This is a genomic window from Nocardia donostiensis (assembly GCF_002081715.1).
Lineage (GTDB): Bacteria > Actinomycetota > Actinomycetes > Mycobacteriales > Mycobacteriaceae > Nocardia > Nocardia donostiensis.
Genome location: NZ_MUKP01000029.1, coordinates 1 through 24317, shown reverse-complemented (window position 1 = coordinate 24317; position 24317 = coordinate 1). Strand labels below are relative to the sequence as shown.

Here is a 24317-nt window from a genome sequence, read left to right as displayed (position 1 = left end):
GCTGCCTCTTCTGCGATCAGTTCTGGGTGGCCGGTGGTATCGGCACGGTGGTTGTGGGCGGTGCGGTGGTACCCGAGGCCTGGCTTTCCGGCCCCTGGCTTTCCTGGACGACGGTGAGCGGTTCTTTCAGCGCCGGAAGGGCGTCGATGGACCGAACCTGCCACTGACCTTCGGTTCGAACCATGGTCAGCGGATAAGCCAACGACGGTGCGGCGCCGCTGTCGCTCTTCGGATTCGTGTTGGCGAGGATGCGGGCCGTCGTTCCGCTGGTTCCGCAGCTGGAATTGTCGGCGGTGATCGTGACCGTGGACAGTGCACTGAACGGCGCGGGATGCAGCGCGGCGATACCCGCATCCAGACTGGTGTAGCGCGATACGTCACCGGAACCCGTCAGATACGCGGCCAGGAAGCCGCGGGCTACCTGGGCCAGCGGCGTATCTTCCGCGCAGGGCGACGAATACGCCTGCGCTAGATCGGCTCCACGTCCAGGGGGCTCGACTGCGGCGGGCAGGGTGAGGGCACGTAGCCGTCCTTCGGCGACCGAGATCGCCACCCGGTAGTATTGGCGCGGCGTCGTCGCGGACGCCTCCTTGCCCACGCGCACGGAGACGGTGACCGTCCACACATCCAGGTTGCCGTTGGCGAGAGAGCGCGCCGCGTAAACCACGACCGGGTCGCTCACCTGCTGCGCGCTCTTGGGGAGGGTGATCTGCTGGTTGCCGCCGACGAACGCGGCCAGCCGTTCCTGCTCTCCCGAACTGGCGCTCAGATAGGTCACCACGAATTCCTGGGCGAACGACTCCGCCAACTGCGCATGACCGACGATTGCGACCGCCGCGTCGTCGCCCGGCGGGGGCGGATCCGAGGAGAACACGCTGAAAATCGCGTGCCCGCCGCCGAGGACTGCCAGCACGGAAAGAACACCGACGACGACATTGTCACGACGGCGGCGCGCGGCCATCCGGCGAAGCAGCGCCTCGCCGGATTCCTCACGTCCGCCGGCAACAGTCCTCACGCCCGAAATGGTAGAGAGCAACCCCCGCGCCACCACCGCTTTCGCTTCCCACACCTGGGGACATACGGTCAGGAGACCGCGCTGCGCCGCATTCGCCCTGCCAGCCGGTACCGCAGTTGATCGTCGTAGCCGATCGGCGCATCGATCCGGTCCTGTTCCACCACCTTGCCGTTCGTCTCGCCCGTGGGCAGATCCTCGGACGCGCGAACCAACTGGGCAATAGTCAGTTCCCGATGGGAGTATCCGGGGTAGGAGTACAGCAGCAACAGAGTTGGTGTGTAGCCGCCGGCATAATTGAGCGCCCGCACCGTGACTTCGGCCGTATCACCCGCCCGGACCCGAGCCCCGGCCTCGATCAACCGCACCCGATCCTCGGGATGGAATACATCGACAGGGTGGAACAGGTAGTCCCATCTGACCCACGGCGCGGGGTCGGTCAGCCAGTGCGAGATGCTGGTGTGGGCCAACTGGACCACCGCGAGATGGTTACCGGCCCGGCGGTGCGCTTCGCGCAAGCCGACGCTTTCCAGGGTCGGCCAGACCGCAGGCTCATCCTCCGAGGTGACATCTTCGATCAGCCACCATGCACCATGGGTGTGGTTGTCGTCGCGAGCACGTAGGGAGATCCGCCAACGGGTCGCGCGGCTGGCCGGCTGAGTCACGGAGACCTCGAACTGCAGCTTCTCCCCCGGCTCAGGACTGTAGAGCAAGTCGAGCACCTCGGCATGCCGGTCGAATGCCGAGACCCGGTGGAAGAACTCCGCGATCGACATCCGGGGCACGTACTCCTCGGCCGCCACACCCGGCAGCCTGGTAGCACTGCTCGGCTGCTGGATGGTTTGACTGTCCAGATCCCAAATGGCACCGACCGCAGCCCGTAACGGCGGCACCGGCACCGAATCCGGCCCGATCCACAACCGCACCGCATGCACATCACCTGCCGGTCCGAATACCGGCCGGATCATCAGCTTGTGCGGGCCCGATGACGTCGGGATGGCCGAGTCGACATCCTCGGCCCGATCCAGCGAGTTCCGGATGGCTGCGATAATGTCGTGCGTGGTCACCCCGTCATAGAGAGCAGGCGTCTTCGCCAGTTGCCGCTGTAGCACTCGCCGCCAATCGGCGAAGTTACGCGGCGCATCTCCCACCGAGGCGACCGAAAAGCCTTCCGGAGCCAACGTTTCGATCGTCACCCAGGGGATCACTGCGCCACTTCTCTCATCGCACGCGTTTGCTCCAGCCGTTCTTCCTGATCCGTGCCCGCATGAGACACCTGCAGCGATAAGCAATGTACCGTCAGCCAGCGGGCCATTCAACAATGAATCATTGCAGTACGCCCGTCTTGTTCCGCAGCAAATCTTCGTTCACGCCCCCCGGCTCCACCTCGATCTGTAGCGGACACGCGAAAGAGAAAGGGACACAACGCCTTAGGGGAAGACTTCACCCTCACCCCCGGCGCTCCGCACTGGAAATCGGCGACAGGCTACAACGGCACATATCGACAGCACATCTTCAGCTAACGGCCAGAACCACAGGGGCAAACCGCACAAACTAGGCAGAGAGCGCCAGCGCCATGACCCCGGCACCGGCGAGAGTTGCCACGTCGCCGACCTGGGAGGGCACAACCCGAAGCCCGGGCAGATAGCTCAACCTGGCATGAGTGGCCATCTCGCTGTTCATCGGCTTCCACAGGTTGTTTCCCGCGGTAGCCAAAGGTCCGTTGATCACAACGACATCGATGTCGAGCAGCGCGGCGACCGAACTGATCGCGCGCCCCAACGCGGTCCCGGCACGGCGGAGCGCCTCCGCGGGAACTTCCTCCCCCGCCTCGGCCGCCCCGATCACATCCTCCAGTGAATCTCCGCTCCACCCCCGGGCACGCGCCCAGCGCAGGATCGAAGCGCCACTGGCAACGGCCTCGAGACAGCCCGTGCCGCCGCACACACAGCGATCGTCGAACCCGGGCACCAGTACATGCCCGATATGACCGGCATTTCCGGTGCGACCGACCACCGAGAACCCCCCCAGCGTGACACCACCGGCGATCGAGTCCGTCACGGTGATGGTCAACGCGTCCTGACACTCACGCAGCGCGCCGAAGTTCCGTTCGGCAAGCGCCTGACATGCGCCATCAAGAGCAACCTGCACTACCGCAGAGGGAAACACGGATTTGATTTTGTCCCGCAACGGGAAACCGGCGCTCCATTCGGCAACCTGCGGTGGCGCAACCACCCCGGCCGCCATATCGATCGGTCCTGCGCTCGCAACGCCGACTCTCGCCACCTCGGCACCGGCGGCAACCTCTAGCAGCAATTCCCGGCATCGATCCCAGGCCCGATTCGCAGGCATCGGTATCTGACGGATGTCTTCGACACCCACATCGTCGACAACCTCGATTGCAGCAAAGCGAGTGGGACCGATCTCCAAGGCAAGGACTGTCATCGAATCTGCACCACCATATGTGTTCCCATCAACAGTCCACGCAGCATAGTCAGAGCCCGTCTGTGCCCGTAGCACGTAGGGGGCGACCCAGGACGATATGCCGGCGCGGCGCGGTCGGTGCAGATTGGATGCGCTTGGGCCGCGGGCTGTTGCGGATGATCCGCAACGGGCGCTTGTGGTCGATGGGCACGGTGCGGTGCCGGTCCAGGTTCTCGACGATATTGCCGGAGTTGTCGTAGGCGACCCCCGCCCAGATCATCGCTCGCGGACCGTCGCCGCGGCGGATAAGGCTCTGCGCCAGCTGGCGACATTGGTCGATCAGAGGACAGCTATAGCAAGTACGTACCGCTGTATGCCAGGCGTCCGGAGTGCCTGTGTCCAGGTCCCAACTGTCGGGAACATCCGCACAGGGCGGCCGTTGCGCGGATTTGGCGGGACTCGAGGGTTTCTGCGAGGTCTGCGATGCCTGCACGGAAAGGGACGAAACCTTCACGGGAGCAGGTGAATCGACGTCGAGCGGACGAATCTGTGCAGTACTCATGGCCGTCTCCGGAGCTGCCGAGGGCACGCCGAAGTATATGCGTGACCCATGGGTGCGGACCGTCGGGGCTGCTCAACAGTCCCCGGAAACCAGCTAGTAAAAGCTGCTGAGGGGACGGTAACCGATAGCCGACCCAGGAGCAACCTGTTCCAACTGATAAGTAACGATAATTGACCGAATGGTAACCCTATACGCCGCTATCTAGTGGTGCGTTTGGCTATGGACCGTTTTTCTACGGCCCTACTTATGGTTTCCTATAGGTATGGCTGGAGAATCCGAGTACACGATCGACGAACTGGCGCGGGCTGCCGACACCACCGTGCGCAGCGTCCGCGTGTACCACGAACGGGGTCTCCTCCCGTCGCCGGACGTGCGAGGGCGGATCGGCTACTACGGGTCGGACCATCTGAACCGTTTGCAGACGATCAGCCGGCTGCTCGGACGGGGGATGAAGCTGAACGGAATCAGGGAGCTGCTCGCCGCATGGGATCGCGGCGACGGGCTCGCCGATGTGCTCGGGGTCAGCGAACAGCAGCAGAGCAACGACCCGCCAACCGCGCCGCTGCCGGTGACCGAGGCGACTCCACCGGAGGAACCGGCCCCGGAACTGCCCGACTATGTGAAGCAGGCATTGGCGGCCAGCGACGATCCGATGGACGTGTATCGGGTGACCAACCCGCGCTGCTGCGATCTGGCGACCCGACTTGTGGATGCGGGCCTGCCCGCGCAGGCGACGTTCCACCTGGTGGAGCGGATGCGCACGGACTGCGACCGGATCGCCGACCGCTACGCCGCCGAGGTGTTCTATGTGCTGGCCGGTCAGGCTTACGAGCAGTCCGGCCGCACCCGGAAGGACCGCACCAAACTGGAAACGGATCTGGCGATCGCGCGGCTGATCGCGACGAGAGCCGCATCCGAACTCATCGATCAGGCGTTCGGCAGACGTTCGGAACTACCTTCACCGCAGAGCGCGGAGTAAATCGGGCAGGACGCAGCAGGACGCGCCGTTCGAGAATGACGAAAGATGGTCGGGGTGACAGGATTTGAACCTGCGACCCTCCGCTCCCAAAGCGGATGCGCTACCAAGCTGCGCTACACCCCGGCGATCTCCCCCGTGGCCGGACCAGCGGGTGAGCATATTGCAGTGGAGCGGGTGACGGGAATCGAACCCGCACCATCAGCTTGGAAGGCTGAGGTTCTACCATTGAACTACACCCGCAGGCAAACGACACCGATGGGATCGCCACGATGTCGTGTGCATGAGCGACTGTACCGAACTTCGCTTCGGTAACGCCAATCAGCCCGCCCGAGTAGCCGGATAAGCGGCCCTTCCTGGTCGACACGCGCGAAAGAACGACGCGCCGACTGGCCTGTAACACCGCGCCTGCCCGGGCGATCACATACGAGACCGCCCTGTGCGTAGCCTCGAGAACTTGTTACAGATTGTGGTTCTTCGTAGCGCGCAGGCTTGCTACGATCCTTCTTGCCGGACGGGGTATCTGGAAAGGGGGCGGTGAGCATGCACCCGACGAGGTGGGCCATCCGCAGCGCAGTGGGAACGAACGGGCCGTTCCTGGCAGCCGTGCCGATGCCGGATGCCGGAACGCCGATGACGCTCGTGTCCGGTGACCGTCATGGCTACTGAAAGGCCGCCGGTACGCGCAACGGCCAGGGAATGGGCGCGCACCGCATGCGCACAGCCCCAAACCGGGGCAACCCCGCAACTCCTGGAGCCGGTGCTGATCGACATCATCGAACGCCTGCTCGAGCTGGCCGGGTCCGAACCGTTCCCGGTGGTCGCGGCACGCATGCTGGGTGCTCGCCTGGCCGAGGCACCCTTCGACCGGGTGCGCATGCTGGCGCAGGCCAGTCGTTCGCTGCTCGGTTTCCCGGCGGGACCACGCGGCTCGCTGGTGGCCACCCGGTGGCCGTTCGTGGCCAGCCAGGCGATCGACAGCTACGCCCAGGCGCTGCAGGAGCGAGCACTGGCCCAGCAGGAGCAGAAGGTGTCGGTGCGGGTGCAGGAGATCGCCGCACTGCAGCACCGGCTGCGCCATGAGGCCACCCATGACGCGCTCACCGATCTGGCGAACCGGACGCTGCTGCAGGACCGGGTGCGGTTGATGGCGGCCGATCCCACCCGCGGTGTCGGGCTGCTACTGGTCGATCTGGACCGGTTCAAACAGATCAACGACGGTTACGGGCATGCGGTCGGTGACGAGGTGCTGGTGGAACTGGCGAACCGGCTCCGTGAAGTGTGTCCGCCGGAAGCGGTGATCTGCCGGTACGGCGGCGACGAGTTCGTGCTGGCGATCAACCCGCCGCGCAATACCGTCGGCGATCTGGCGCACCGGATCGTCGCCGCACTGCGCGATCCGGTGTGGTCGTCGGCGGGGCCGGTGCCGATATCGGCGAGCGTGGGCACCGCCTACTGCCCGCCGGGCCAATCCTGTGATTTGGGTGATCTGATCCGCCGCGCCGATCGGGCGATGTACTCGGCGAAATCAGCTGGAGGACGGCGTTTCGTACTTGCCGAAGCCGCGGATGCGACCATCCGGGCAGCGGTCGCGGGCTGAGCAGTTTCCTGTACCCGCTCGTTCCGGCTGGTCAGAATCACGTGGTGCGGTCTGCGGGTGTCGACCAAGCATGGCGCCGAGAGGGGCCGTGGGTAAGAAGTTCCGCTGCGGCAGCGCGAAGCGCCCGCCCAGCTGCCCAAAGCTGGGGAACACCTCGGTACTAGCCCGGCTGGCAACCGGGGCACCAGAACAGGTTTCGCCCTTCCAGCACCGAATGGACGACGGGCGTAGCGCAGATCCGGCAGGGCTCCCCGACCCGCCGGTACACGTACGTCCGTGGCCGGTCGGCGGCATAGGCGGGTGCGCCGTGGTCGTGTTCCGGGCGCACCACATGCATCTTGCCGCGACGCACCCCCACCTGCATGAGCGCGATCAGATCCGCCCAGATCGCGTCCCAGGCATCGGCAGTCACCGCGGTGCCCGGACGTTCGGGCGATATACCGTGCCGGAACAGCACTTCCGCCCGGTACACATTGCCGACCCCGGCGATCACCCGCTGATCCATCAGCAGAGAGCCGATAGGTCTGCGGGAGCGGCGGATGCGCTGCCAGGCGAGATCGGGGTCGGCGTCGCGGCGCAGCGGATCCGGGCCGAGGCGATCGAGCAGGGCGTCGACCTCGGGTGGGAGCAGAACCTCGCAGGCGGTCGGGCCGCGGAGATCGGTGCCGAACCCGGATCCGTCGCGGCCGGTACCGAACATCCGCATCCGCACCTGCCCGACGGGTTCGCCCATGGGCAGCGTGGATTCGGTGAACGCGCCGTACAGGCCCAGGTGTACGTGCACGACCAGACCCGAATCGTACTCGTGCAGCAGGTGTTTACCGTATGCCTGCGCGCGGACCAGCACGTGCCCGTCGACACGCGCCGCCCCGTCGGCGAACTTGCCCTGTGGGCTGGACACCCGCACCGCCCCACCCGCGAGCCGACGCTGGTGTAGGCGGGCCAGGCGGTGCAGGGTATGACCTTCCGGCACTGTGGACGACGAGCGGGTCTAGACAGCGGGCAGCGCGGGCGCGACGCCGGTCTTTTCGTATTCGGCGAGGATATCGATGCGGCGCTGGTGGCGTTCCTCCTCCGACCACGCGGTGGTGATGAAGGCATCCACGATGGCCAGCGCTTCCTCGGTGGAGTGCATGCGGCCGCCGATGCCGATGAGCTGTGCGTTGTTGTGCTCGCGGGCCAGTTTCGCGGTCTGCACGCTCCAGGCGAGCGCGCAGCGGGCGCCGGGCACCTTGTTGGCGGCGATCTGCTCACCGTTACCGCTGCCGCCGAACACCAGGCCGAGGCTGCCAGGGTCGGCAACGGTGCGGCGCGCGGCTTCGATGCAGAACGCCGGATAGTCGTCGAGGGCGTCGTACACGTGGGCGCCGCAGTCGACGACCTCGTGGCCCGCCTTCTCCAGGTGGTCCATGACGATGTTCTTCAGTTCGAAGCCGGCGTGGTCGGCCCCCAGGTATACACGCATGGCTGCGATTCTCTCAGGCGGCGTCATGAGCCGTGCACGGCCCTGGCCGCACCTTCTCGCCCGCACCTCACCCGGCGGGGATGAATAGAGTTCATGCCATGCAGCCGAACGATCCGCAGCAGCAGACAGGCGCGGGTCCCGAGTCCATATGGTCGCGGGATCAGCCGCAGTACGCGCCGTATCCGTCGGGATCCGCGCCGCAGCACACGTCCGGTTACCAGGCGCAGCACTACCCCGCTGCGAGCTACGGCGCGGCACCGCCTGCCGTGCCGCCGCAGCGGCAGCCGCGCGGCTTGTCGCCGTTCGGGATGCCCGCCCGGCATTTCTGGGAGATCCCGCTGCTGACGGTGGTGGTGATGCTGACCGCGCTGGCGTATCTGCTGGCCGCCCTGCTCCTGCTGGTCGGCGCCGTCAACCAGTACATTCTGGCGCTGGTGTTCGCACCGCTGCTGATCTGGCTGGCCCGCGGTATGAACTATGCAAGGCAGCGGGTCAACGGCGTCAAGATGTCGCCCACCCAGTTTCCGGACGGCTATCGGATGGTGCAGGAGGCGGCAGCCCGGCTCGGGATGAGCAAGGTCCCTGACGCGTATGTGGTGCTGGGCAACGGGCAGATCAACGCCTTCGCGGCCGGGCACGGTTTCCGGCGGTTCGTGGTGGTTTACAGCGACCTGTTCGAAATCGGCGGCCACGCCCGCGAACCGGACGCGCTGGCGTTCATCATCGGCCATGAGGTGGGACATATCGCCGCCGGGCACACTTCGTATTGGCGGCAGCTGGGCATGGTGCTCGCGCCGTTCCTGCCGATCCTGGGCAGTTCGCTGATCCGCTCCCAGGAGTACACCGCCGACAATTACGGCTACTGCAATCGGCCGCACGGCGCGCCCGCCGCGATGGGTACCCTGGCCGCGGGCAAGTACATGAACACCTTGGTCGGCTTCGACGAGATGGCCGACCGGGCGGCCATGGAGAAGGGGTTCTTCGTCTGGATCGTCAACGCCATGTCGACACATCCGGTGCTGACCTGGCGAATGTGGGCGTTGCGCGACCGCAGCAGCCATGGGCGGCTGTTCTGGCGGCCGAGTCCGCCATCACATACCGCGCCGCCGGGATCGGGCTGGACAGCCCACGGTGGTACACCGCCACCCGGAGCCGGGCAACCCGCACCGACCTACAGCGAACTGCCTGAACTATTACGTAAACAGCCCTGAGCGGGCCGGGCCCCAGCCCCGTCGGAACTCCTCGGCAGTACCGTGTCGCGTGAGCCGTGGTATCCGGCCAGTTGTTCAGCCGAAAGCCGGTTCCTCGGTCCGGGTCCGTTTGAGTTCGAAGAAATGCGGGTTGGACGCCAGCGCGACCACACCGTCCCAGACCTTGCCCGCCTCTTCACCGCGCGGAATCCGCGACAGCACGGGGCCGAAGAACGCGACGCCGTTGACGTGAATGGTGGGGGTCCCGACATCCATACCGACCTTGTCCATCCCGGCGTGATGGCTGGCGCGCAACTCTTCGTCGTATTCGGTGCTTCCGGCCGCTTCGGCCAACTCGGCGGGTAGCCCGGCCTCGGCCAGCGCATCGGCGATGATCGCGTCCAGGGTTTCCTGTGTGGTGGCGCGTTCGTATTCGGCCCTACGGTTGTGGATGCGGCCGCCGAGGGCGGTGTAGAGCGGGGACAGTACTTCGTCACCGTGTCGGCGGGCGGCGGCGATGGCGACCCGGACCGGCCCCCAGCCCGCGGCCATCAGCTCTTGATACTCCTCGGACAGATCACGGCCTTCGTTGAGCACCGCCAGACTCATCACGTGGAACCGGACCTGGATATCGCGGACCTGTTCGACCTCGAGGATCCAGCGGGAGGTGATCCAGCACCACGGGCACAGCGGGTCGAACCAGAAATCGGCAGTATCGGTAGTGGCCTGGTCGCTCACAATCGTTCCTCTCGATCGGATACCTCGGCGACGGTTGTCGCCGCTTCCTCTCCAGCAACCACCCGGACCCCTCGATTCGTTCCCGAAACCACGATCGGTCCGGCCGCCGCGCCGTAGTCTGAGGGCCGGGAGTTCGACTCGTCTCCGACCGAGGAGTTCGCTATGACTGCTGCACAGCATTTCATCGTCGTCGGCGGCAGCCTGGCCGGGGCCAAGGTGGCACAGGCGCTGCGCGACAACGATTTCGACGGCGCCATCACGCTCATAGGCGCAGAAGAACATCTCCCTTACGAGCGGCCCCCGCTGTCGAAGCAATATCTGACCGGCAAGAAGAAACTCGCCGACTTCACCGTCGAGCCGTCCGCCTGGTACCGCGACCACCATGTGGATCTGATGCTCGGCACCGAGGTCACCGGGATCGACCGGGCGGCCAAAACAGTTACCCTTCCCGACGGGTCCACGCTGCGCTACGACAAATTGGCGTTGGCGACCGGCTCCACCCCGCGCGTGCTGTCGATCCCCGGCGCGGACGCCGCGGGCGTACACACTCTGCGCACCATCGAGGATTCCGACAGTCTCATCCGGCTGTTCGGCAACGCGCAGCGGCTGGCGATCATCGGCGCGGGCTGGATCGGGTTGGAGGTCGCGGCGGCGGCGCGCGAGGCGGGAGTCGCGGTGACGATCGTCGAAGCCGCCTCGTGTCCACTTCTGGGGCCGCTCGGATACGAAATGGGCGCGGTGTTCGCCGACCTACACCGCTCGCACGGGGTCGATCTGCGGTTGAACACCCAGGTGGATCAGATCTCGACACAGGACGGACGCGCCACGGGCGTGCTACTCGCCGGCGGCGACATGATCGAAGCCGACGCAGTGTTGATGGCGGTCGGTGTGCGCCCCAATATCGACATCGCAGCCGACGCCGGGCTCGCGGTGGTCAGCGGGGTGCTGGTAGACGCGAGTCTGACGACCAGCGACCCCGATATCGTCGCTGTCGGCGATATCGCCGAACAGGATCATCCGCGGCTGGGCCGCCGGATCCGGGTGGAGCATTGGGCGAACGCGCTCAACCAGCCCGCGGTGGCCGCGGCCACGATGCTGGGCAAACCCGCCGAATACGACCGACTGCCGTACTTCTTCACCGACCAGTACGACCTCGGTATGGAGTACACCGGCTTCGCCGGGCCCGGCGACTACCAGCGGGTCGTGGTGCGTGGCGATCAGGACGGCCGGGAGTTCCTCGCATTCTGGCTCGACGCGGACAATCGGGTGCTGGCCGGGATGAACGTGAACATCTGGGATGCGGGCGAGCGGATCAAGGAGTTGATCACCTCGGGTGAACCGGTCGACCCCGATCGGCTCGCGGACACCTCGGTACCGCTGTAGATCAGACGCTGGAAACCGCACCCGGCCTCTCTCGGCTCAACGGACCGGTCGTAGCACCACAATGGCAGGCAAGCTCCGAGAGCGTGTCCCGGCGGTCGGCTCGATCTTCACCCCGGGGCCGGGCTCCCCTACCAGGTGCGGCCGGTGATGAGCTCGTAGGCCTCGATATAGCGACGGCGGGTGGCTGCGACGATCTCGGCGGGGATCTCGGGACCGGGGGGCTCCTTGTCCCAGCCGGTGGAGGTGGCCCAGTCGCGGACGAACTGTTTGTCGAAGGAGCGTTGCGGCCGGCCGGGTTCCCATTCGTCGGCGGGCCAGAAGCGGGACGAATCCGAAGTGAGTACCTCGTCGCCGAGGGTGAGCACTTCACCGTCCCAGCCGAACTCGACCTTGGTGTCGGCGACGATGACGCCGTGTGCGGCGGCGTGGGCGGCGCCGCGGGCGTAGATGTCGAGGGTCAGCTCGCGCAGTCGCTGGGCGACGTCGTGGCCTTCCTGGCGCACCACATCGGCGAAGGTCATCGGTTCGTCGTGACCGGTATCGGATATTTTGGTGGTCGGGGTGAAGATCGGCTCGGGAAGCCGGTCGCCCTCACGTAGACCAGAGGGCAGCGGGATCCCGCACACGGTGCCTGTCCGCTGATACTCCTGCCACCCCGAACCCGCGAGATACCCGCGGGCGACACATTCCACGAGCACCATCTTCAGCGGTTTCACCCGGATGGCGCGACCGGTGAATTCGGCGGGCACATCGGTGTCCGACAGCACGTGGTTCGGGATGTCGGAGAAGAACTCGAACCACCAGTTCGACAGCTGGGTGAGCAGCGCGCCCTTGTCCGGGATGGGAGTCGGCAGCGACACGTCGTAGACCGAGACGCGGTCGGAGGCGACGAGCAGCAGTGTGTCGCCGTCGGAATACAGGTCGCGCACCTTCCCGGCGTGTACATGCTTCACGTCGCAGCTCCGATCGTGGTCGATAGGGTTCGAACGGACAGTAGTTCCGCGCGGGCAACCTTACCGACGTGGCATTGTGGGGATCGCTGTGCCCGTACAAGTTCTTCGACCACGAAGGAGTCCGATGTCCGCACCGAACCTCACCCGCGAACAGGCGATCGAGCGCGCCGCGACCGTCTCGGTCGACAAGTACCGCATCGAACTCGACCTGACCGATGGGGCGGGCGCACCGGGCGAGCAGACGTTCTTTTCCCGCAGCACGGTCACCTTCGCCGCGACAGCGGGGGCGAGCACGTTCATCGATATCGTCGCGCGCTCGGTGCGTTCGGCAGTGCTCAACGGTAAGCCGCTCGACGTGTCCGGCTACGACGAATCCACCGGTATCGCGCTGACCGATCTGGCCGAAACCAACGAGCTGGTGGTGGAGGCCGACTGCGAGTACTCACACACCGGTGAAGGGCTGCACCGGTTCGTCGATCCCACCGACAACGCGGTGTATCTGTACTCGCAGTTCGAAACCGCCGACGCCAAACGGATGTTCGCCTGCTTCGACCAACCGGATCTGAAAGCCACCTTCGATATCAGGGTCACCGCGCCGCAGGACTGGCAGGTGATCTCCAACGGAGCAGGTGAGAGCGACGGGAACGGTATCCACCGTTTCCGCCCCACCCCGAAGATGAGTACCTACCTGGTGGCGTTGATTGCGGGCCCGTACGCGAAGTGGACCGACGTCTACACCGACGAGCACGGCGATATCCCGCTGGGCATCTACTGCCGCGCCTCGCTGGCCGAGCATATGGACGCCGAGCGACTGTTCACCGAAACCAAACAGGGTTTCGGTTTCTACCACCGCAATTTCGGGGTGCCGTACGCGTTCGGCAAATACGATCAGCTGTTCGTGCCGGAGTTCAATGCGGGCGCGATGGAGAACGCGGGCGCGGTGACCTTCCTCGAGGATTACGTGTTCCGGTCCAAGGTCACCCGCGCATCCTATGAGCGCCGCGCCGAAACTCTGCTGCACGAGATGGCGCATATGTGGTTCGGCGATCTGGTGACCATGAAGTGGTGGGACGATCTGTGGCTCAACGAGTCGTTCGCCACCTTCGCCTCGGTGCTGTGCCAGGTCGACGCCACCGAGTACACGAGTGCCTGGACCACTTTCGCCAATGTGGAGAAGTCGTGGGCATACCGGCAGGATCAGCTGCCGTCCACGCATCCGATTGCCGCCGATATCCCGGACCTGGCCGCGGTCGAGGTGAACTTCGACGGCATCACCTACGCCAAGGGCGCCAGTGTGCTCAAGCAACTGGTCGCCTATGTGGGGCTGGAACCGTTCTTGGCCGGTCTGCGCGACTATTTCGCCGAGCACGCCTACGGCAACGCCACCTTCGATGACCTGCTCACGGCTTTGGAGAAATCGTCGGGGCGGGACCTGTCGACGTGGGGTGCGCAGTGGTTGAAGACCACCGGCCTTAACATCCTGCGTCCCGATTTCACCGTCGACGAGGCAGGCAATTTCACCTCGTTCGCTGTGGTCCAGGAAGGCGCGGCGCCCGGCGCGGGCGAGCATCGCGTACACCGGCTCGCGATCGGTGTGTACGACGAGGGCGACGGCGGCACACTGGTGCGCACCAAGCGGGTGGAACTGGATCTGGTCGCCGCCGAGCGAACCGAGGTGCCCGAGCTGGTCGGAGTGCCGCGCGGCAGGTTCGTGCTCGTCAACGACGACGACCTCACCTACTGCTCGGTGCGGTTGGACACCGATTCTCTCGATGTGCTGGTCAATCGGATCGCCGATATCGCCGAACCGCTGCCGCGCACCCTGGCCTGGTCCGCCGCCTGGGAGATGACCCGGCAGGCCGAGTTCCGGGCCCGGGATTTCGTGGCGCTGGTGCAGCGCGGGATCGGCGCCGAATCGGAGATCGGTGTGGTGCAGCGGCTGCTCATGCAGGCCAATACGGCGCTGGGCAGCTACGCCGACCCGGACTGGGCCAGCGACACGGGCTGGGCGGATTTCGCCAACCGGCTGCTGGAGTTGGCCCGCGAAGCCGAGCCGGGTTCGGACCACCAACTGGCCTTCGTCAACGCCCTCACCGCGGCCAAACTGTCCGCCTGGCATACCGAGGTGCTGCAGGAGCTGCTCGACGGCGACCCGGCCAAGGTCGGTTTGACCGGCCTCACCGTGGACACCGACCTGCGCTGGCGGCTGGTGACGGCGCTGGCCGCGGCAGGCGAAATCGACGCCGCAGGCCTCGACACCCCCACCATCGACGCCGAGCTGGTCAAGGACCCGACCGCCGCCGGTAAACGTCACGCCGCAGCCGCTGCCACCGCCCGCCCGATCGCCGAGGTCAAGGAACGAGCCTGGGACACCGTCTTCGACGACGATTCGCTGCCCAATATCACCGCCCGTTCGATCGTCGGCGGGTTCGCCCCGGCCGGTCAGTCGGAGCTGCTCGCCCCGTTCACGCGGCGGTACTTCGAACAGATCCCCGCGGTGTGGGAGCGCCGCTCCAGCGAGGTGGCGCAGACCGTGGTGGTCGGCCTCTACCCGTCGTGGGCGATCAGCGAAGAAGCGGTCGCGATGGCCGACGATTTCCTCGCCGGTGACCACCCGCCCGCGCTGCGCCGCCTGGTGAGCGAGGGTAAGGCCGGGATCGAGCGTTCGCTGCGAGCCCGCGCGTTCGATACAGCGTAGGCGCATATACGGCGGGGTCCCGCTCCTCGGGGCGGGACCGGAGTCGGGTGCGCCACCGGCCCGGCGGCTACAGCCCTGGCCTGTACCGGGTGCGCTGACCTCCGGCTGAACGCGGGGTTTGCACACTTACGTTCGCTGGGTCGTGTACTGGCCGCGGCTGCCCGCACATGCGAACGGCGCATACACTCCTGGGTGTATGCGCCGTAGCACGCTGGTGGTTCGGTCCTAGCGGCCGATCGCTGCCGCCATCACGCGGACCGCGGAAACCAGCCCATCGATCAGCTGACCCTGGCGCATCGAGCTCAGCGCCGCGGTCACGCCCAGCTGGCAGACCCGGTCGGTGACGCGATCGGCGACATCCCTACCGGAACGCACCTCGACAGCGCGATCGTTCGGGGAGACCGCGATGAGCACCGAACGCGCCGCTTCCGGAGTGGTGGGGAACAGCGTGTCGACGGCGGCCGCCGGGTCGCCGTCGAGGTCACCGATGTAGACGTTGAACCGCACCTTGGTGGCGCGGGTCGCCTCGATGAGCACGTTGTCCATCAGCAGCCGCTCTTCGTCGCTGAACGGCGCTTCCCGGAACACGTCCCCGGCCTCGTGCACGCCCGAGACCCGGCCGCTGCTGGTGATGACGTATCCGCGCGGCAGGTCGGCTTCGACCACCGCGGGCCACTTAGAACTTGCCACTTGCCCGGCCTCCGATCAGCGCCATCTGGGTGGATTCGAGGGATGCGAACGCCGCGTGCTCACCGTGCGACGTTTCGGTGATGTCGTAGTGACCCATTCCGGTCACCTCGTCGGTCGCACTCCACAGCACCGGCGACGAGGTCCACTTCTGGCTCAGGTCGTAGTGGACCGGCTTCTCGCCGGGCAGCGGCTTACCGAGGAACGACAAACCAGCGATCACGCCGTAGATCACCAGCGGGATGCCGACGAAGATCAGCACTGTCTCGAGAATGCTCACAGATCAAAGGTAGACGATGCCGTGTAGTAGTTGGCCGACCGGTACGTCTGTACCTCTCCCGTAGCCGTCCCGTTACGGCGCCGCGCCCTCGTCCACGCTCGCTCCGCCGCGCAGACACGGCAACTGGTCCAGGGTTCCCGGGGCTCGATTCCGGTCGTGCGCTTACCGCAGCGTCGGCCGCGATGAACCGGCGATTCCTCGGCGGCCTCGCTGCCGACGACCCCGCCGAGGCGTAACACCGGTCGAAACCGATGATCCGCGCGCTGCGGTTCTTCCTGGACGGCTACCGGTGGCGAGGCTACTCGGATGCCGACCGCACGAGCCAGGCAGCGGCGTCCGGCGGCAACATACGCCCTTCCAGCGGTGCGCTGCACAGCAATGGCTCGCCGTGGGGCAGCTCGACCGGCTCGCCGGAGGTGTTGAGCACGCAGACCAGTCCACCCGGGCGCAGCAACACCAGACAGCCGGGTGCAGCTTGTTCCCATTGCAGGCCGGTGCCGTGGAACTCCGGCCGGGTACGACGCAATGCGATCGCCGTCCGATACAGGGCGAACATCGAGTCGGACTGCACGAGTTGTTTTTCCGCGGTCGACTCGGCCCATTCGGGCGGGATCGGCAGCCACGATTGCGGCGCGGTGGTGAAATCGAACGGCGGAGCGGACCCCGACCACGGCATCGGCACCCGGCAGCCGTCGCGGCCCCGTTCGGTGTGCCCGCTACGCTCCCACACCGGGTCCTGCAGCACCTCCTCGGGCAGGTCGTCCACATTCGGCAAGCCGAGTTCGGCACCGTTGTAGACGAACACCGCTCCCGGCAGCGCCAGCTCGACCAGGATCATTGCGCGGGCGCGCGCCGTCCCGAGCGCGCCGCCACCGTAGCGGGTGACCTCACGGTCGATGTCGTGATTGGACAGCGTCCAGGTGGGGGCCGCACCGACCGGCGCGACAGCGGTCAGCGAATTGTCGACGGCGTGGCGGATGGCGTCGGCGGCGAACCGGGTTTCGGCGAGGCGGAAATTGAAGGCCAGATGCAGTTCGTCAGGACGGACGTATTCGCCGAAACGGATGTTGTCGTCCACCCAGACCTCCCCGATCGCGACCGCATGTGGGTACTCGTCGAGCACTTTGCGGATACCGCGGTGGATCTCGTGCACGCCGGGGTTGTTGAACCGCGGGTCGGTGTCGTCGTGGATGAGCATGGCGGTGGTCACTCGCGCCATATCGGGCAGGCCGTCGGGTTTGGCCATTCCGTGCGCCACGTCGATGCGGAAACCGTCGACACCGCGGTCGAGCCAGAAGCGCAGCGTCTCCGCAAAATCGGCGGCGACCTCCGGGTTGTCCCAGTTCAGGTCGGGCTGTTCGGCCGCGAAGAGATGCAGGTACCACTGGCCGGGGCGGCCGTCGGGCTCGACCACTCGCGTCCAGGCGGGTCCACCGAAGATGCTCGGCCAGTTGTTGGGCGGACGTGAACCGTCCGGGCCGCGACCGGCGCGGAAGTGGTAGCGCGCCCGTTCCCGGCTACCCGGGCCTGCGGCGAGCGCCGCCCGGAACCACGGATGCTCGCTGCTGGTGTGATTGGGCACCAGATCCATGGTGACCCGGATACCGCGCTCATGAGCCGCGGTGAGCAATGCGTCGAAGGCGGGCATACCGCCGAACAGGGGATCGATATCGCGAGGGTCGCTGACGTCGTAGCCGCCGTCGGCCATCGGCGAACGGGTCACCGGGCAGATCCACAGCGCGTCGACGCCGAGCCGAGCCAGGTAGTCGAGACGGGCGCGCACCCCGTTCAGATCGCCGACGCCGTCGCCGTCGGAATCGGCGAACGAACGCGGATAGACCTGGTAGAAGACGGCGGACTCCCACCATCGCGCTGCGGGTGGGCGCGCACTCACCACGCGGTGTTCATCAGTGAGTCGGCCGCCATCTGCAGATAGTCCAGCAGCGCCTTGCGGTGTTCGTCGTCGAGGACTTCCGGTTCGATTTCGGCGATTGCGATCCGCATGCACCGCAACCAGGCGTCACGCTCCACCGGGCCGATCCGGAACGGCATATGCCGCATCCGCAGCCGGGGATGTCCGCGTTCTTCGGAGTAGGTGCGGGGGCCGCCCCAATACTGTTCGAGGAACATGCGCAGTCTGCGCTCGGCGGGGCCCAGGTCGGACTCGGGGTACATCGGGCGCAACACCTCGTCGGCTGCCACCTCGCGGTAGAACGCGGCGACGATGCGGCGGAACGTCTGCTCACCGCCGACGGCTTCGTAGAACGATGTCGCTGTCTGCTCGCCCGAAAACATAGACCCTCTCGATTCGCTGGGTACACCGTCGTCCATTGTGCCCGCGGCGCATCCAGCGCGCCCACCTCGCGTCGTCCCCGCTGGTGGCGGGCGTTCGGACGCACTTCGGACACAGTTCACCCGGCATTGTGCAAAATCACCGTGCATCGGTGGCCGTTCCATGGTCAACTGGGTGGCAGTCTCTGTCGAGATACCACAGGATCTCGAGACGAAGAAATTGGGGTCGACATGAAGCAACGGAACGGCGCCCGATCACAGGAGGCGAGGGGCCACCGACAACTGAAGCCCGCCGACGTCCGCAATCGGGGGTCGGGGGCTACTCCGTTGCAGTTGTTGTCCGATCATCATCCGGGTACCCAGCGCGCCGGTGATTCCACCCCTCGCGCTGATTCCCTGTCTGTCTCTTCCCCTGGCTCCGCTCATCCCGCCGCAGGCCCCCTGGCGCCCGTATCGCTGCCGGTCGTCACGAACTGGTCCAAGCGCCGGGTGTTGCTGCTCAACGCGACCTATGAGCCGCTCACCGCCCTGTCCGCGCGGCGCGCGATCGTCCTGCTGGTCTGCGATAAGGCCGACGCGATTCATCACGACCCCTCGGGTCCGGTATTGCATTCGGCGGGCGCTTCGGTCGTGCTTCCGTCCGTGATCCGGCTGCGTACCTACGTTCGTGTCCCGTACCGGGCCAGGGTGCCGATGACCCGCGCCGCGCTCATGCAGCGCGACCGATACCGCTGCGGGTATTGCGGCGGGAAAGCCGAGACCATCGACCATGTGGTGCCGCGCAGCCGCGGCGGCGAGCACACCTGGGAGAACTGTGTCGCCAGCTGCGCGCCGTGCAACCATCGCAAGGCCGACAAACTGCTCAGCGAGCTGGGTTGGACGCTGCGCGCTCCGCTGGTCTCGCCGAAGGGCCCGCATTGGCGGTTGCTGTCCACCGTCACCGAACTCGACCCGGTCTGGTTGCAGTATCTGGGCGAAGGGGCCGCGTAGCGGCTGCCCAGGTGGGCTCGGTGCTCAGTTGTGTTCGATCACCAGGGTCGCCCAGGTTCCCGGTTCCAGCGCTTCGAAGGTATGCGGTAGGTCGCCCGGATAGCTGATGTAGTCGCCGGGCCGGAGCTCTTCGGGTGCATCGCTGAGGCCGATCCGTGCGCGGCCTGCGCCGAGCAGCACATGTTCGACCGATCCGGCCGTGTGCGGGTCCGAGCGGCGAGGGGAGCCCGGTTCCGCGGTGATCCGGTACAGATCCCGCCGTGCTCCCGGTGGGCTCGCGGCCAGCAGCGTGGCCTGGTAGTCGGCGCGCGCGGCGGCCACCGCAGGTCCTTCCCCGGCGCGGATGACCTGCACGCTCGGCCGGGGCGGATCCAGCAGCCGGGCGAACGGCATATCCAGTGCGGTGCACAGCGCCCACAGGGTTTCCAGGCTCGGATTACCGGTACCGGATTCCAACTGGGACAGGGTGGATTTCGCGATTCCGGCGCGCTGGGCGACCTCGCTCAGCGACAGCCCGCTTCGGGTCCGTTCCCGGCGCAGGGATGCCGCGATCACCTGCTGTGGGGCCGCGGTTGATTCCTCCCGCGCCATAACCGACTCCTGTCTTCCTGTAGGTGATCACATTGACCCGCACCCCTGCTTTCGTTCACTATAAGAAACATGCGTTCGATTCAGCGAACACTCGATCGGGGCACGGTGTCCAGTATCGCGGCCGCATGCCTGGCCGTCGCCATGATCGGGGTGTCCTACGGCGCGGCCGCGGTCGGTTCCGGGTTCCCGGCGTGGATGCCGGTGCTGCTCGCCTGCACCGTCTTGGCTGGCGGTTCGGAGTTCCTGTTCTTCGGCATCCTGGCTGCCGGAGCGAGCCCGATCGCCGCCGCGCTGGCGGGGCTGCTGGTCAACGCCCGGCATCTGGGATACGGGCTGTCGATGCCCGATGTGTTCGGCACCGGTAGGCGCAGGCTGCTCGGCGTGCATCTGATGATCGACGAATCGGTGGCGTTCGCCCTCGGGCCGGGAGATCTCGCGCGCAAACGCGCGGCCTACTGGATGTGCGGGATCGGTATCGCGGTGGTGTGGCCGCTCGGCGCGGCGCTGGGGGCGCTGGTCGGTTCCGTGGTGCCCGATATCGACGCATTCGGGATGGACGCCGTGTTCCCGGCCGTACTACTCGCCTTGATCCTGCCCGCGCTGCGTGATCCCAGGACGCGCCGCGCCGCCATCGCCGGAGCGGTGATCGCGGTCGCGGTGGGACCGTTCGTGCCTGCCGGACTCCCGGTGCTGATCGCGCTGGCCGGCCTGCTGTTCGTGATCGGAGCCGCCCGATGAGTGCACCACTGCTGATCCCCGCCATGCTCGCGCTGGCAGCGGGCACCTACGCGCTGCGCTGGTCCGGCCCTGCCCTGCGCAACCGCATTCGCTTCCCACCCCGCGCCGTTCAACTGCTCGAGGTCGCGGCAGTCATCCTGCTGGCCGCACTGGTCGCCACCAGCACGCTGCCGCTCGGCACCGGAGAGGTCGGTATAGCCCTGCCCGCGGGGGTGCTGGTCGGCGGTCTGCTGGCGTGGTTCCGCTGCCCGCTGCTGCTGGTTGTCGTCGCTGCTGCCGCGACCACCGCGCTGCTGCGCGCAATCGGGCTGTCCTGACGGCTCGAACTCTTCACTCGTCGCAATCGGCGCTCCGGGCAACCAGGGCAGCGCGTTCCTGACCGCCCGGTGACTGCCTAGCGCACACCGTCGTAGACGTTCAGCGTGACGTACTGCGCAGGGAGGCCGGTTCAAGACCTGCGCGGAACTCTGTCCGCAGCCAGGCACCGCAATCACCCTGGGCCCGGCGACCGCCGAGCGGCCCGCTGCGGACACCGGGCCGCTACCGGGAGCTATCTGGCGACCGCGACCGCACCGGGTTCGGCGTCGGCGGAGCGGTACACCTCGAACCGGTCAGGACCGCCGTATTGTCGCCGTGGTCGATACCGGCGCACTGCAAGCCCACCACCGGTCATCTGCGGTTGCTGCTGCTGATCCCGCAGCACCTGGGTGAACACCGACAACGGTTACGCGGTCGGGGATATGGGCAACGCTCACTGCGGAGTCAGGGGCAGGCCACCACCCAGACGACGGGCGACCGAACCGTAGCGAGCGTCCAGGCGCAACCAGGTTCTGGTGGCGCGGACCCGGACGATTTCGGTGGGCGGGATACGCCGGGATTCGGCCTTGTCACCGGAGTGGGGGATGAAATCCATGGCGGTCAGTGCGAAGACGACTCGCATCGGGACGTCCACTTCCGTGTGGTCGCCGGAGACGGTCAGCACCGTTTGGTCGAGCAGTGACGCGGGCGGGCCGTGGCTGGAACCGTGTTCCTTGGCCAGATTCGCGCCCCGTTCGGCGAGTTCCACCAGGGCGCGGGCCGGGACGTCGTCGATATGGGCGAAACCGTCAGCCGGGGGCAGGGCCCCGCGCCAGGCGGAATCCATGGAGTAGCCGAGGTCGATCGGGCTGCCTGCGCCGAGCCCGGTGAGCACCAGATCGGCGCCGACGGTCACATCGTCGACGCCGAGCTCGGCGATCACGGTGCGCGAGGCAAGCGCTTCGAAACCGGTGGCCACCCAGGCCGCAACGAACCGGTCACCGCGCCGGCGCAGCCGGACCACCATTGCCGGGTCGAGACGAAGCGCGCGGACGAGGAAGGTGGCGAGGTTCTCTCGTTCGGCGGGGTCCTCGACGAACAGCACTCGTTGTTCGGATATCACCCGGCTAATCACCGGTCCAGCGGCTCATCAGCCCATCCACTGCGACAGATAGTCGCGCTCGTCGTCGGTGAGCCGACGCAACCGCTGGGTCGCCATATCGAAAGCCGCGATCTGAGTGGAGGCGATCACCGCGGGCGGCGAACCCAGGTCCGCACCGGCGGCCCGGACCTCGTAGCCCACGGTGAAATCGACGGCCCGTAACTGTTCGATCCACATGGCGATATCGAGCGGGGTGTCCTCGTGCCGCAGCTGACCCCGGTACCGAACACGCAGGTCGGTGAGCACGCAGCCCTGGCGCAGTGCGGCGGTGGGGCGGCCGTCCTCGAACAGCCAGGGGATACGAGCCTCCTCCAGCAGCGTCACCATTCGCGCATGGTTGACGTGCTGGAACACGTCCATATCCGACCACCGGACATCGACCTGGGCGTGGAAGCGCCGCGGCAACAGCGCGGCGCCACCTGGGGCACGTGATGTTCCGTAGCCGTTCAGTGCACCGGGATCGGTCACCGTGGTACCTCCGATTGGGCGCCCACCCCGCTCACCATGCTTCGCACTTGCCGCGCTGCAACCGACAGCGTGGCGAGATCGTGGGCGCCGGATTCGAACAACTCCGACAGCGCGGCCCGTGCACGCCCGAGCCGGGACTGGTTTTTCGACTCCCAGTATGCAATCTTTTCGTCCGCGGTTTCCTCCGGGTCTCCGCCGGACAGTACGTCGAGGGTCAGCGAACGCAGTGAACCGTACATATCGTCGCGCAGCGCGAGCCGGGCCAGCGCATGCCAGCGGTCGCCGCGTTCGAGGTGGCTGACGGCCTCGAGCAGCCAATCGATCTTCAGATGGTCGTTGAGCGCGTAGTACAGCGCGCCGACCTCCTCACCGGGGCGGTCGGTGATATCGGCGATATCCACCACGTCCAACAGGGAGAACAGGTTGAGCAGGCCGAAGACCTCGGTGGCCAGCTCGATCGGCGCACCGCGCGCGATCACATCCGCGGAGCGGTCGGTGAGACTGGTCACGTGATGCCCGCGCAACCAGCCGGGCACCTTCGGGCCGAGCGCCCGCACGCCCGCGCTGTAGCGGTTGACCTCGGCGCCGACCGCGACCGGTTGGGGCCGGTTGCTCAGCAGCCAGCGCGAGGCACGGTCCAGGGTGCGCTTGGTTTCCAGCTCCAGCTGGTCGCGGACCGCCATCGGGGCGTCCGCGGCACGGATGCGCGCCCAGATATCGTGCAGCCCGAATATCTCGGTGGCCGCGGTGAATGCCCGTACCGCGTCGGTGGCGGTGGCGCCGATTTCTTCGTTGAGCCGGTGCGCATAAGTGATTCCGCCGTAGTCGACCACCTCGTTGACGATCATCGTGGTAACGATTTCCCGCCGCAGCCGGTGCTTTTTGATCACACCGGCGAACCGATCCCGTATCGGAGTGGGGAAATAGTCGGGCAGCCGGGCACCGAAGTATGCGCTGTCGGGCAGATCGGTGTCGAGCAGGTCCGCTTTGAGCCCCAGTTTCACATGTGCGAGCAGGTTCGCCATTTCCGGTGAGGTGAGCGCGGATCCTTCCTCCAGCCTGCGTTTCAGTTCCTGGTCCGACGGCAAGGCTTCGAGTTCCCTGTCGATGCCGCGGCGCTGTTCGAGGTCCTCGATCAGCCTGCGGTGCACATTGAGCATGCGCGGTGCGCTCGCACGGGAGATGCCGATCAGGAAGTTCTGCGAGATGTTGTCCCGCAGCACCAACTCGGCCACCTCATCGGTCATCTGCGCCAGCAACGGATTACGATCGGCGAGATCCAATTCACCACTGGACACCGCCGCGTCGAGCAGAACCTTGATATTGACCTCGTGGTCGGAGCAGTCCACACCGGCCGAATTGTCCAGCGCATCGGTATTGACCTTGCCACCGACCAAACAGAATTCGATACGACCGCGAGGCGTGACCCCGAGGTTGCCGCCTTCACCGATCACTTTGGCACGCAGCTGGTTTCCATCGACACGAACCGCGTCGTTGGATTTGTCGCCGACCTCGGCATTGGTTTCGGTGCTCGCCTTGATATAGGTGCCGATACCGCCGTTCCACACCAGATCCACCGGGGCGAGCAGGATGGCGCGGACCAGTTCTGGTGGCGCGAGGGAAACCACGTCGTCGCCGAGCCCGAGCGCCGAACGCACCTGTGGGCTGATGGGCACCGATTTCACGGTGCGGTCGTAGACGCCGCCCCCCGCACTGATCACACCCGCGTCATAATCCGCCCACGACGACCGCGGCAACCCGAACAACCGCTGCCGCTCCCGAAACGACCGAGCCGCATCCGGATCAGGATC

At 66.5% G+C, this 24317-nt stretch carries 25 protein-coding genes and 2 tRNA genes; 8 read left to right on the top strand and 19 right to left on the bottom strand.

Annotated elements, in window-relative coordinates; all coding sequences use genetic code 11:
- Positions 1-16: 16 nt before the first annotated feature.
- The 4 genes from B0T44_RS18360 to B0T44_RS18345 form a co-directional block, all read right to left on the bottom strand.
- Positions 17-1015, bottom strand: a complete 999-nt coding sequence (locus B0T44_RS18360; protein WP_254854241.1) for a conjugal transfer protein — start codon at positions 1013-1015, stop codon at positions 17-19.
- 68 nt (positions 1016-1083) lie between these two features.
- Positions 1084-2208 carry a GAF domain-containing protein gene (locus B0T44_RS18355; protein WP_077121120.1) on the bottom strand — a complete coding sequence of 375 codons (1125 nt, stop codon included), beginning with the start codon at positions 2206-2208 and terminating at the stop codon, positions 1084-1086.
- A 358-nt stretch (positions 2209-2566) separates the two neighbouring features.
- The gene (locus B0T44_RS18350; protein WP_077121030.1) at positions 2567-3457 is read right to left on the bottom strand and encodes an ROK family protein; all 891 of its coding nucleotides are present in this window, start codon (positions 3455-3457) and stop codon (positions 2567-2569) included.
- Positions 3458-3506: 49 nt separating this feature from the next.
- A complete protein-coding gene (locus B0T44_RS18345; protein ID WP_077121028.1) occupies positions 3507-3716 on the bottom strand; it encodes a hypothetical protein in 210 nt (69 codons plus the stop codon).
- Between the two features lie 544 nt (positions 3717-4260).
- Here B0T44_RS18345 and B0T44_RS18340 point away from each other — a divergent pair.
- A complete protein-coding gene (locus B0T44_RS18340) occupies positions 4261-4977 on the top strand; it encodes a MerR family transcriptional regulator (protein WP_077121026.1) in 717 nt (238 codons plus the stop codon).
- 46 nt (positions 4978-5023) lie between these two features.
- Here B0T44_RS18340 and B0T44_RS18335 read toward each other — a convergent pair.
- Both B0T44_RS18335 and B0T44_RS18330 read right to left on the bottom strand, forming a co-directional pair.
- Positions 5024-5100 (bottom strand) — tRNA-Pro (locus B0T44_RS18335).
- 43 nt (positions 5101-5143) lie between these two features.
- A tRNA-Gly gene (locus B0T44_RS18330) sits at positions 5144-5217 on the bottom strand.
- A 415-nt stretch (positions 5218-5632) separates the two neighbouring features.
- Between B0T44_RS18330 and B0T44_RS18325 the strand changes: the two genes are divergently transcribed.
- Entirely contained in the window at positions 5633-6574 is a 942-nt protein-coding gene (locus B0T44_RS18325; protein WP_077121118.1) for a GGDEF domain-containing protein, read from the top strand.
- A gap of 160 nt (positions 6575-6734) precedes the next feature.
- On the opposite strand, the gene B0T44_RS18320 is transcribed toward B0T44_RS18325, so the two are convergent.
- Positions 6735-7547 carry an Fpg/Nei family DNA glycosylase gene (locus B0T44_RS18320; protein ID WP_077121024.1) on the bottom strand — a complete coding sequence of 271 codons (813 nt, stop codon included), beginning with the start codon at positions 7545-7547 and terminating at the stop codon, positions 6735-6737.
- Positions 7548-7565: 18 nt separating this feature from the next.
- Positions 7566-8039, bottom strand: coding sequence for a ribose-5-phosphate isomerase (locus B0T44_RS18315; protein WP_077121022.1), 474 nt, complete (start codon positions 8037-8039; stop codon positions 7566-7568).
- 98 nt (positions 8040-8137) lie between these two features.
- Here B0T44_RS18315 and B0T44_RS18310 point away from each other — a divergent pair, with 98 nt between their 5' ends.
- Positions 8138-9250 (top strand): M48 family metallopeptidase, encoded by a 1113-nt coding sequence (locus B0T44_RS18310; RefSeq protein WP_438269031.1) that lies wholly within the window; start codon positions 8138-8140, stop codon positions 9248-9250.
- A gap of 75 nt (positions 9251-9325) precedes the next feature.
- On the opposite strand, the gene B0T44_RS18305 is transcribed toward B0T44_RS18310, so the two are convergent.
- The gene (locus tag B0T44_RS18305) at positions 9326-9967 is read right to left on the bottom strand and encodes a mycothiol-dependent nitroreductase Rv2466c family protein (protein ID WP_077121021.1); all 642 of its coding nucleotides are present in this window, start codon (positions 9965-9967) and stop codon (positions 9326-9328) included.
- Positions 9968-10129: 162 nt separating this feature from the next.
- On the opposite strand from B0T44_RS18305, the gene B0T44_RS18300 reads away from it, so the two are divergent.
- Positions 10130-11350 carry an NAD(P)/FAD-dependent oxidoreductase gene (locus tag B0T44_RS18300; RefSeq protein ID WP_077121019.1) on the top strand — a complete coding sequence of 407 codons (1221 nt, stop codon included), beginning with the start codon at positions 10130-10132 and terminating at the stop codon, positions 11348-11350.
- A gap of 128 nt (positions 11351-11478) precedes the next feature.
- On the opposite strand, the gene B0T44_RS18295 is transcribed toward B0T44_RS18300, so the two are convergent.
- Entirely contained in the window at positions 11479-12303 is an 825-nt protein-coding gene (locus B0T44_RS18295; RefSeq protein WP_077121017.1) for a phosphoribosylaminoimidazolesuccinocarboxamide synthase, read from the bottom strand.
- Between the two features lie 124 nt (positions 12304-12427).
- On the opposite strand from B0T44_RS18295, the gene pepN reads away from it, so the two are divergent.
- A complete protein-coding gene (gene pepN / locus B0T44_RS18290; protein ID WP_077121015.1) occupies positions 12428-15001 on the top strand; it encodes an aminopeptidase N in 2574 nt (857 codons plus the stop codon).
- A gap of 225 nt (positions 15002-15226) precedes the next feature.
- Here the strand turns inward: pepN and B0T44_RS18285 are convergent, their stop codons facing one another.
- The 4 genes from B0T44_RS18285 to B0T44_RS18270 form a co-directional block, all read right to left on the bottom strand.
- A complete protein-coding gene (locus B0T44_RS18285) occupies positions 15227-15691 on the bottom strand; it encodes a DUF5130 domain-containing protein (RefSeq protein WP_077121012.1) in 465 nt (154 codons plus the stop codon).
- Positions 15678-15968 carry an aa3-type cytochrome oxidase subunit CtaJ gene (ctaJ, locus tag B0T44_RS18280; protein WP_077121010.1) on the bottom strand — a complete coding sequence of 97 codons (291 nt, stop codon included), beginning with the start codon at positions 15966-15968 and terminating at the stop codon, positions 15678-15680. The genes B0T44_RS18285 and ctaJ overlap by 14 nt, the downstream gene beginning before the upstream one ends.
- A 298-nt stretch (positions 15969-16266) precedes the next feature.
- Positions 16267-17862, bottom strand: a complete 1596-nt coding sequence (locus B0T44_RS18275; RefSeq protein ID WP_367947006.1) for a glycoside hydrolase family 13 protein — start codon at positions 17860-17862, stop codon at positions 16267-16269.
- Positions 17859-18263, bottom strand: a complete 405-nt coding sequence (locus B0T44_RS18270; protein WP_077121006.1) for a globin — start codon at positions 18261-18263, stop codon at positions 17859-17861. The genes B0T44_RS18275 and B0T44_RS18270 overlap by 4 nt, the downstream gene beginning before the upstream one ends.
- Before the next feature lie 228 nt (positions 18264-18491).
- Between B0T44_RS18270 and B0T44_RS18265 the strand changes: the two genes are divergently transcribed.
- Positions 18492-19250, top strand: coding sequence for an HNH endonuclease (locus B0T44_RS18265; RefSeq protein ID WP_175648132.1), 759 nt, complete (start codon positions 18492-18494; stop codon positions 19248-19250).
- Positions 19251-19274: 24 nt separating this feature from the next.
- Here the strand turns inward: B0T44_RS18265 and B0T44_RS18260 are convergent, their stop codons facing one another.
- Positions 19275-19841: a helix-turn-helix domain-containing protein gene (locus B0T44_RS18260; protein WP_077121003.1), complete on the bottom strand. Its 567-nt coding sequence runs from the start codon at positions 19839-19841 to the stop codon at positions 19275-19277.
- Positions 19842-19910: 69 nt separating this feature from the next.
- Between B0T44_RS18260 and B0T44_RS18255 the strand changes: the two genes are divergently transcribed.
- Together B0T44_RS18255 and B0T44_RS18250 are read left to right on the top strand one after the other, a co-directional pair.
- Positions 19911-20579, top strand: a complete 669-nt coding sequence (locus B0T44_RS18255; protein ID WP_077121001.1) for an AzlC family ABC transporter permease — start codon at positions 19911-19913, stop codon at positions 20577-20579.
- Positions 20576-20896 (top strand): AzlD domain-containing protein, encoded by a 321-nt coding sequence (locus tag B0T44_RS18250; protein WP_077120999.1) that lies wholly within the window; start codon positions 20576-20578, stop codon positions 20894-20896. The genes B0T44_RS18255 and B0T44_RS18250 overlap by 4 nt, the downstream gene beginning before the upstream one ends.
- A gap of 233 nt (positions 20897-21129) precedes the next feature.
- On the opposite strand, the gene B0T44_RS27210 is transcribed toward B0T44_RS18250, so the two are convergent.
- From B0T44_RS27210 to B0T44_RS18235, 4 genes are all read right to left on the bottom strand, one after another.
- Complete coding sequence (locus B0T44_RS27210; RefSeq protein WP_176219227.1) at positions 21130-21294, bottom strand: hypothetical protein; 165 nt, start codon at positions 21292-21294, stop codon at positions 21130-21132.
- A gap of 36 nt (positions 21295-21330) precedes the next feature.
- On the bottom strand, positions 21331-22011 hold the full coding sequence (locus B0T44_RS18245) for a DUF8185 domain-containing protein (protein ID WP_245839059.1): 681 nt from the start codon (positions 22009-22011) through the stop codon (positions 21331-21333).
- Positions 22012-22026: 15 nt separating this feature from the next.
- Positions 22027-22446, bottom strand: coding sequence for an acyl-CoA thioesterase (locus tag B0T44_RS18240; RefSeq protein ID WP_254893694.1), 420 nt, complete (start codon positions 22444-22446; stop codon positions 22027-22029).
- Positions 22447-22502: 56 nt separating this feature from the next.
- The coding region (locus tag B0T44_RS18235; protein ID WP_139347987.1) for an NAD-glutamate dehydrogenase domain-containing protein at positions 22503-24317 on the bottom strand (1815 nt) is incomplete at its 5' end.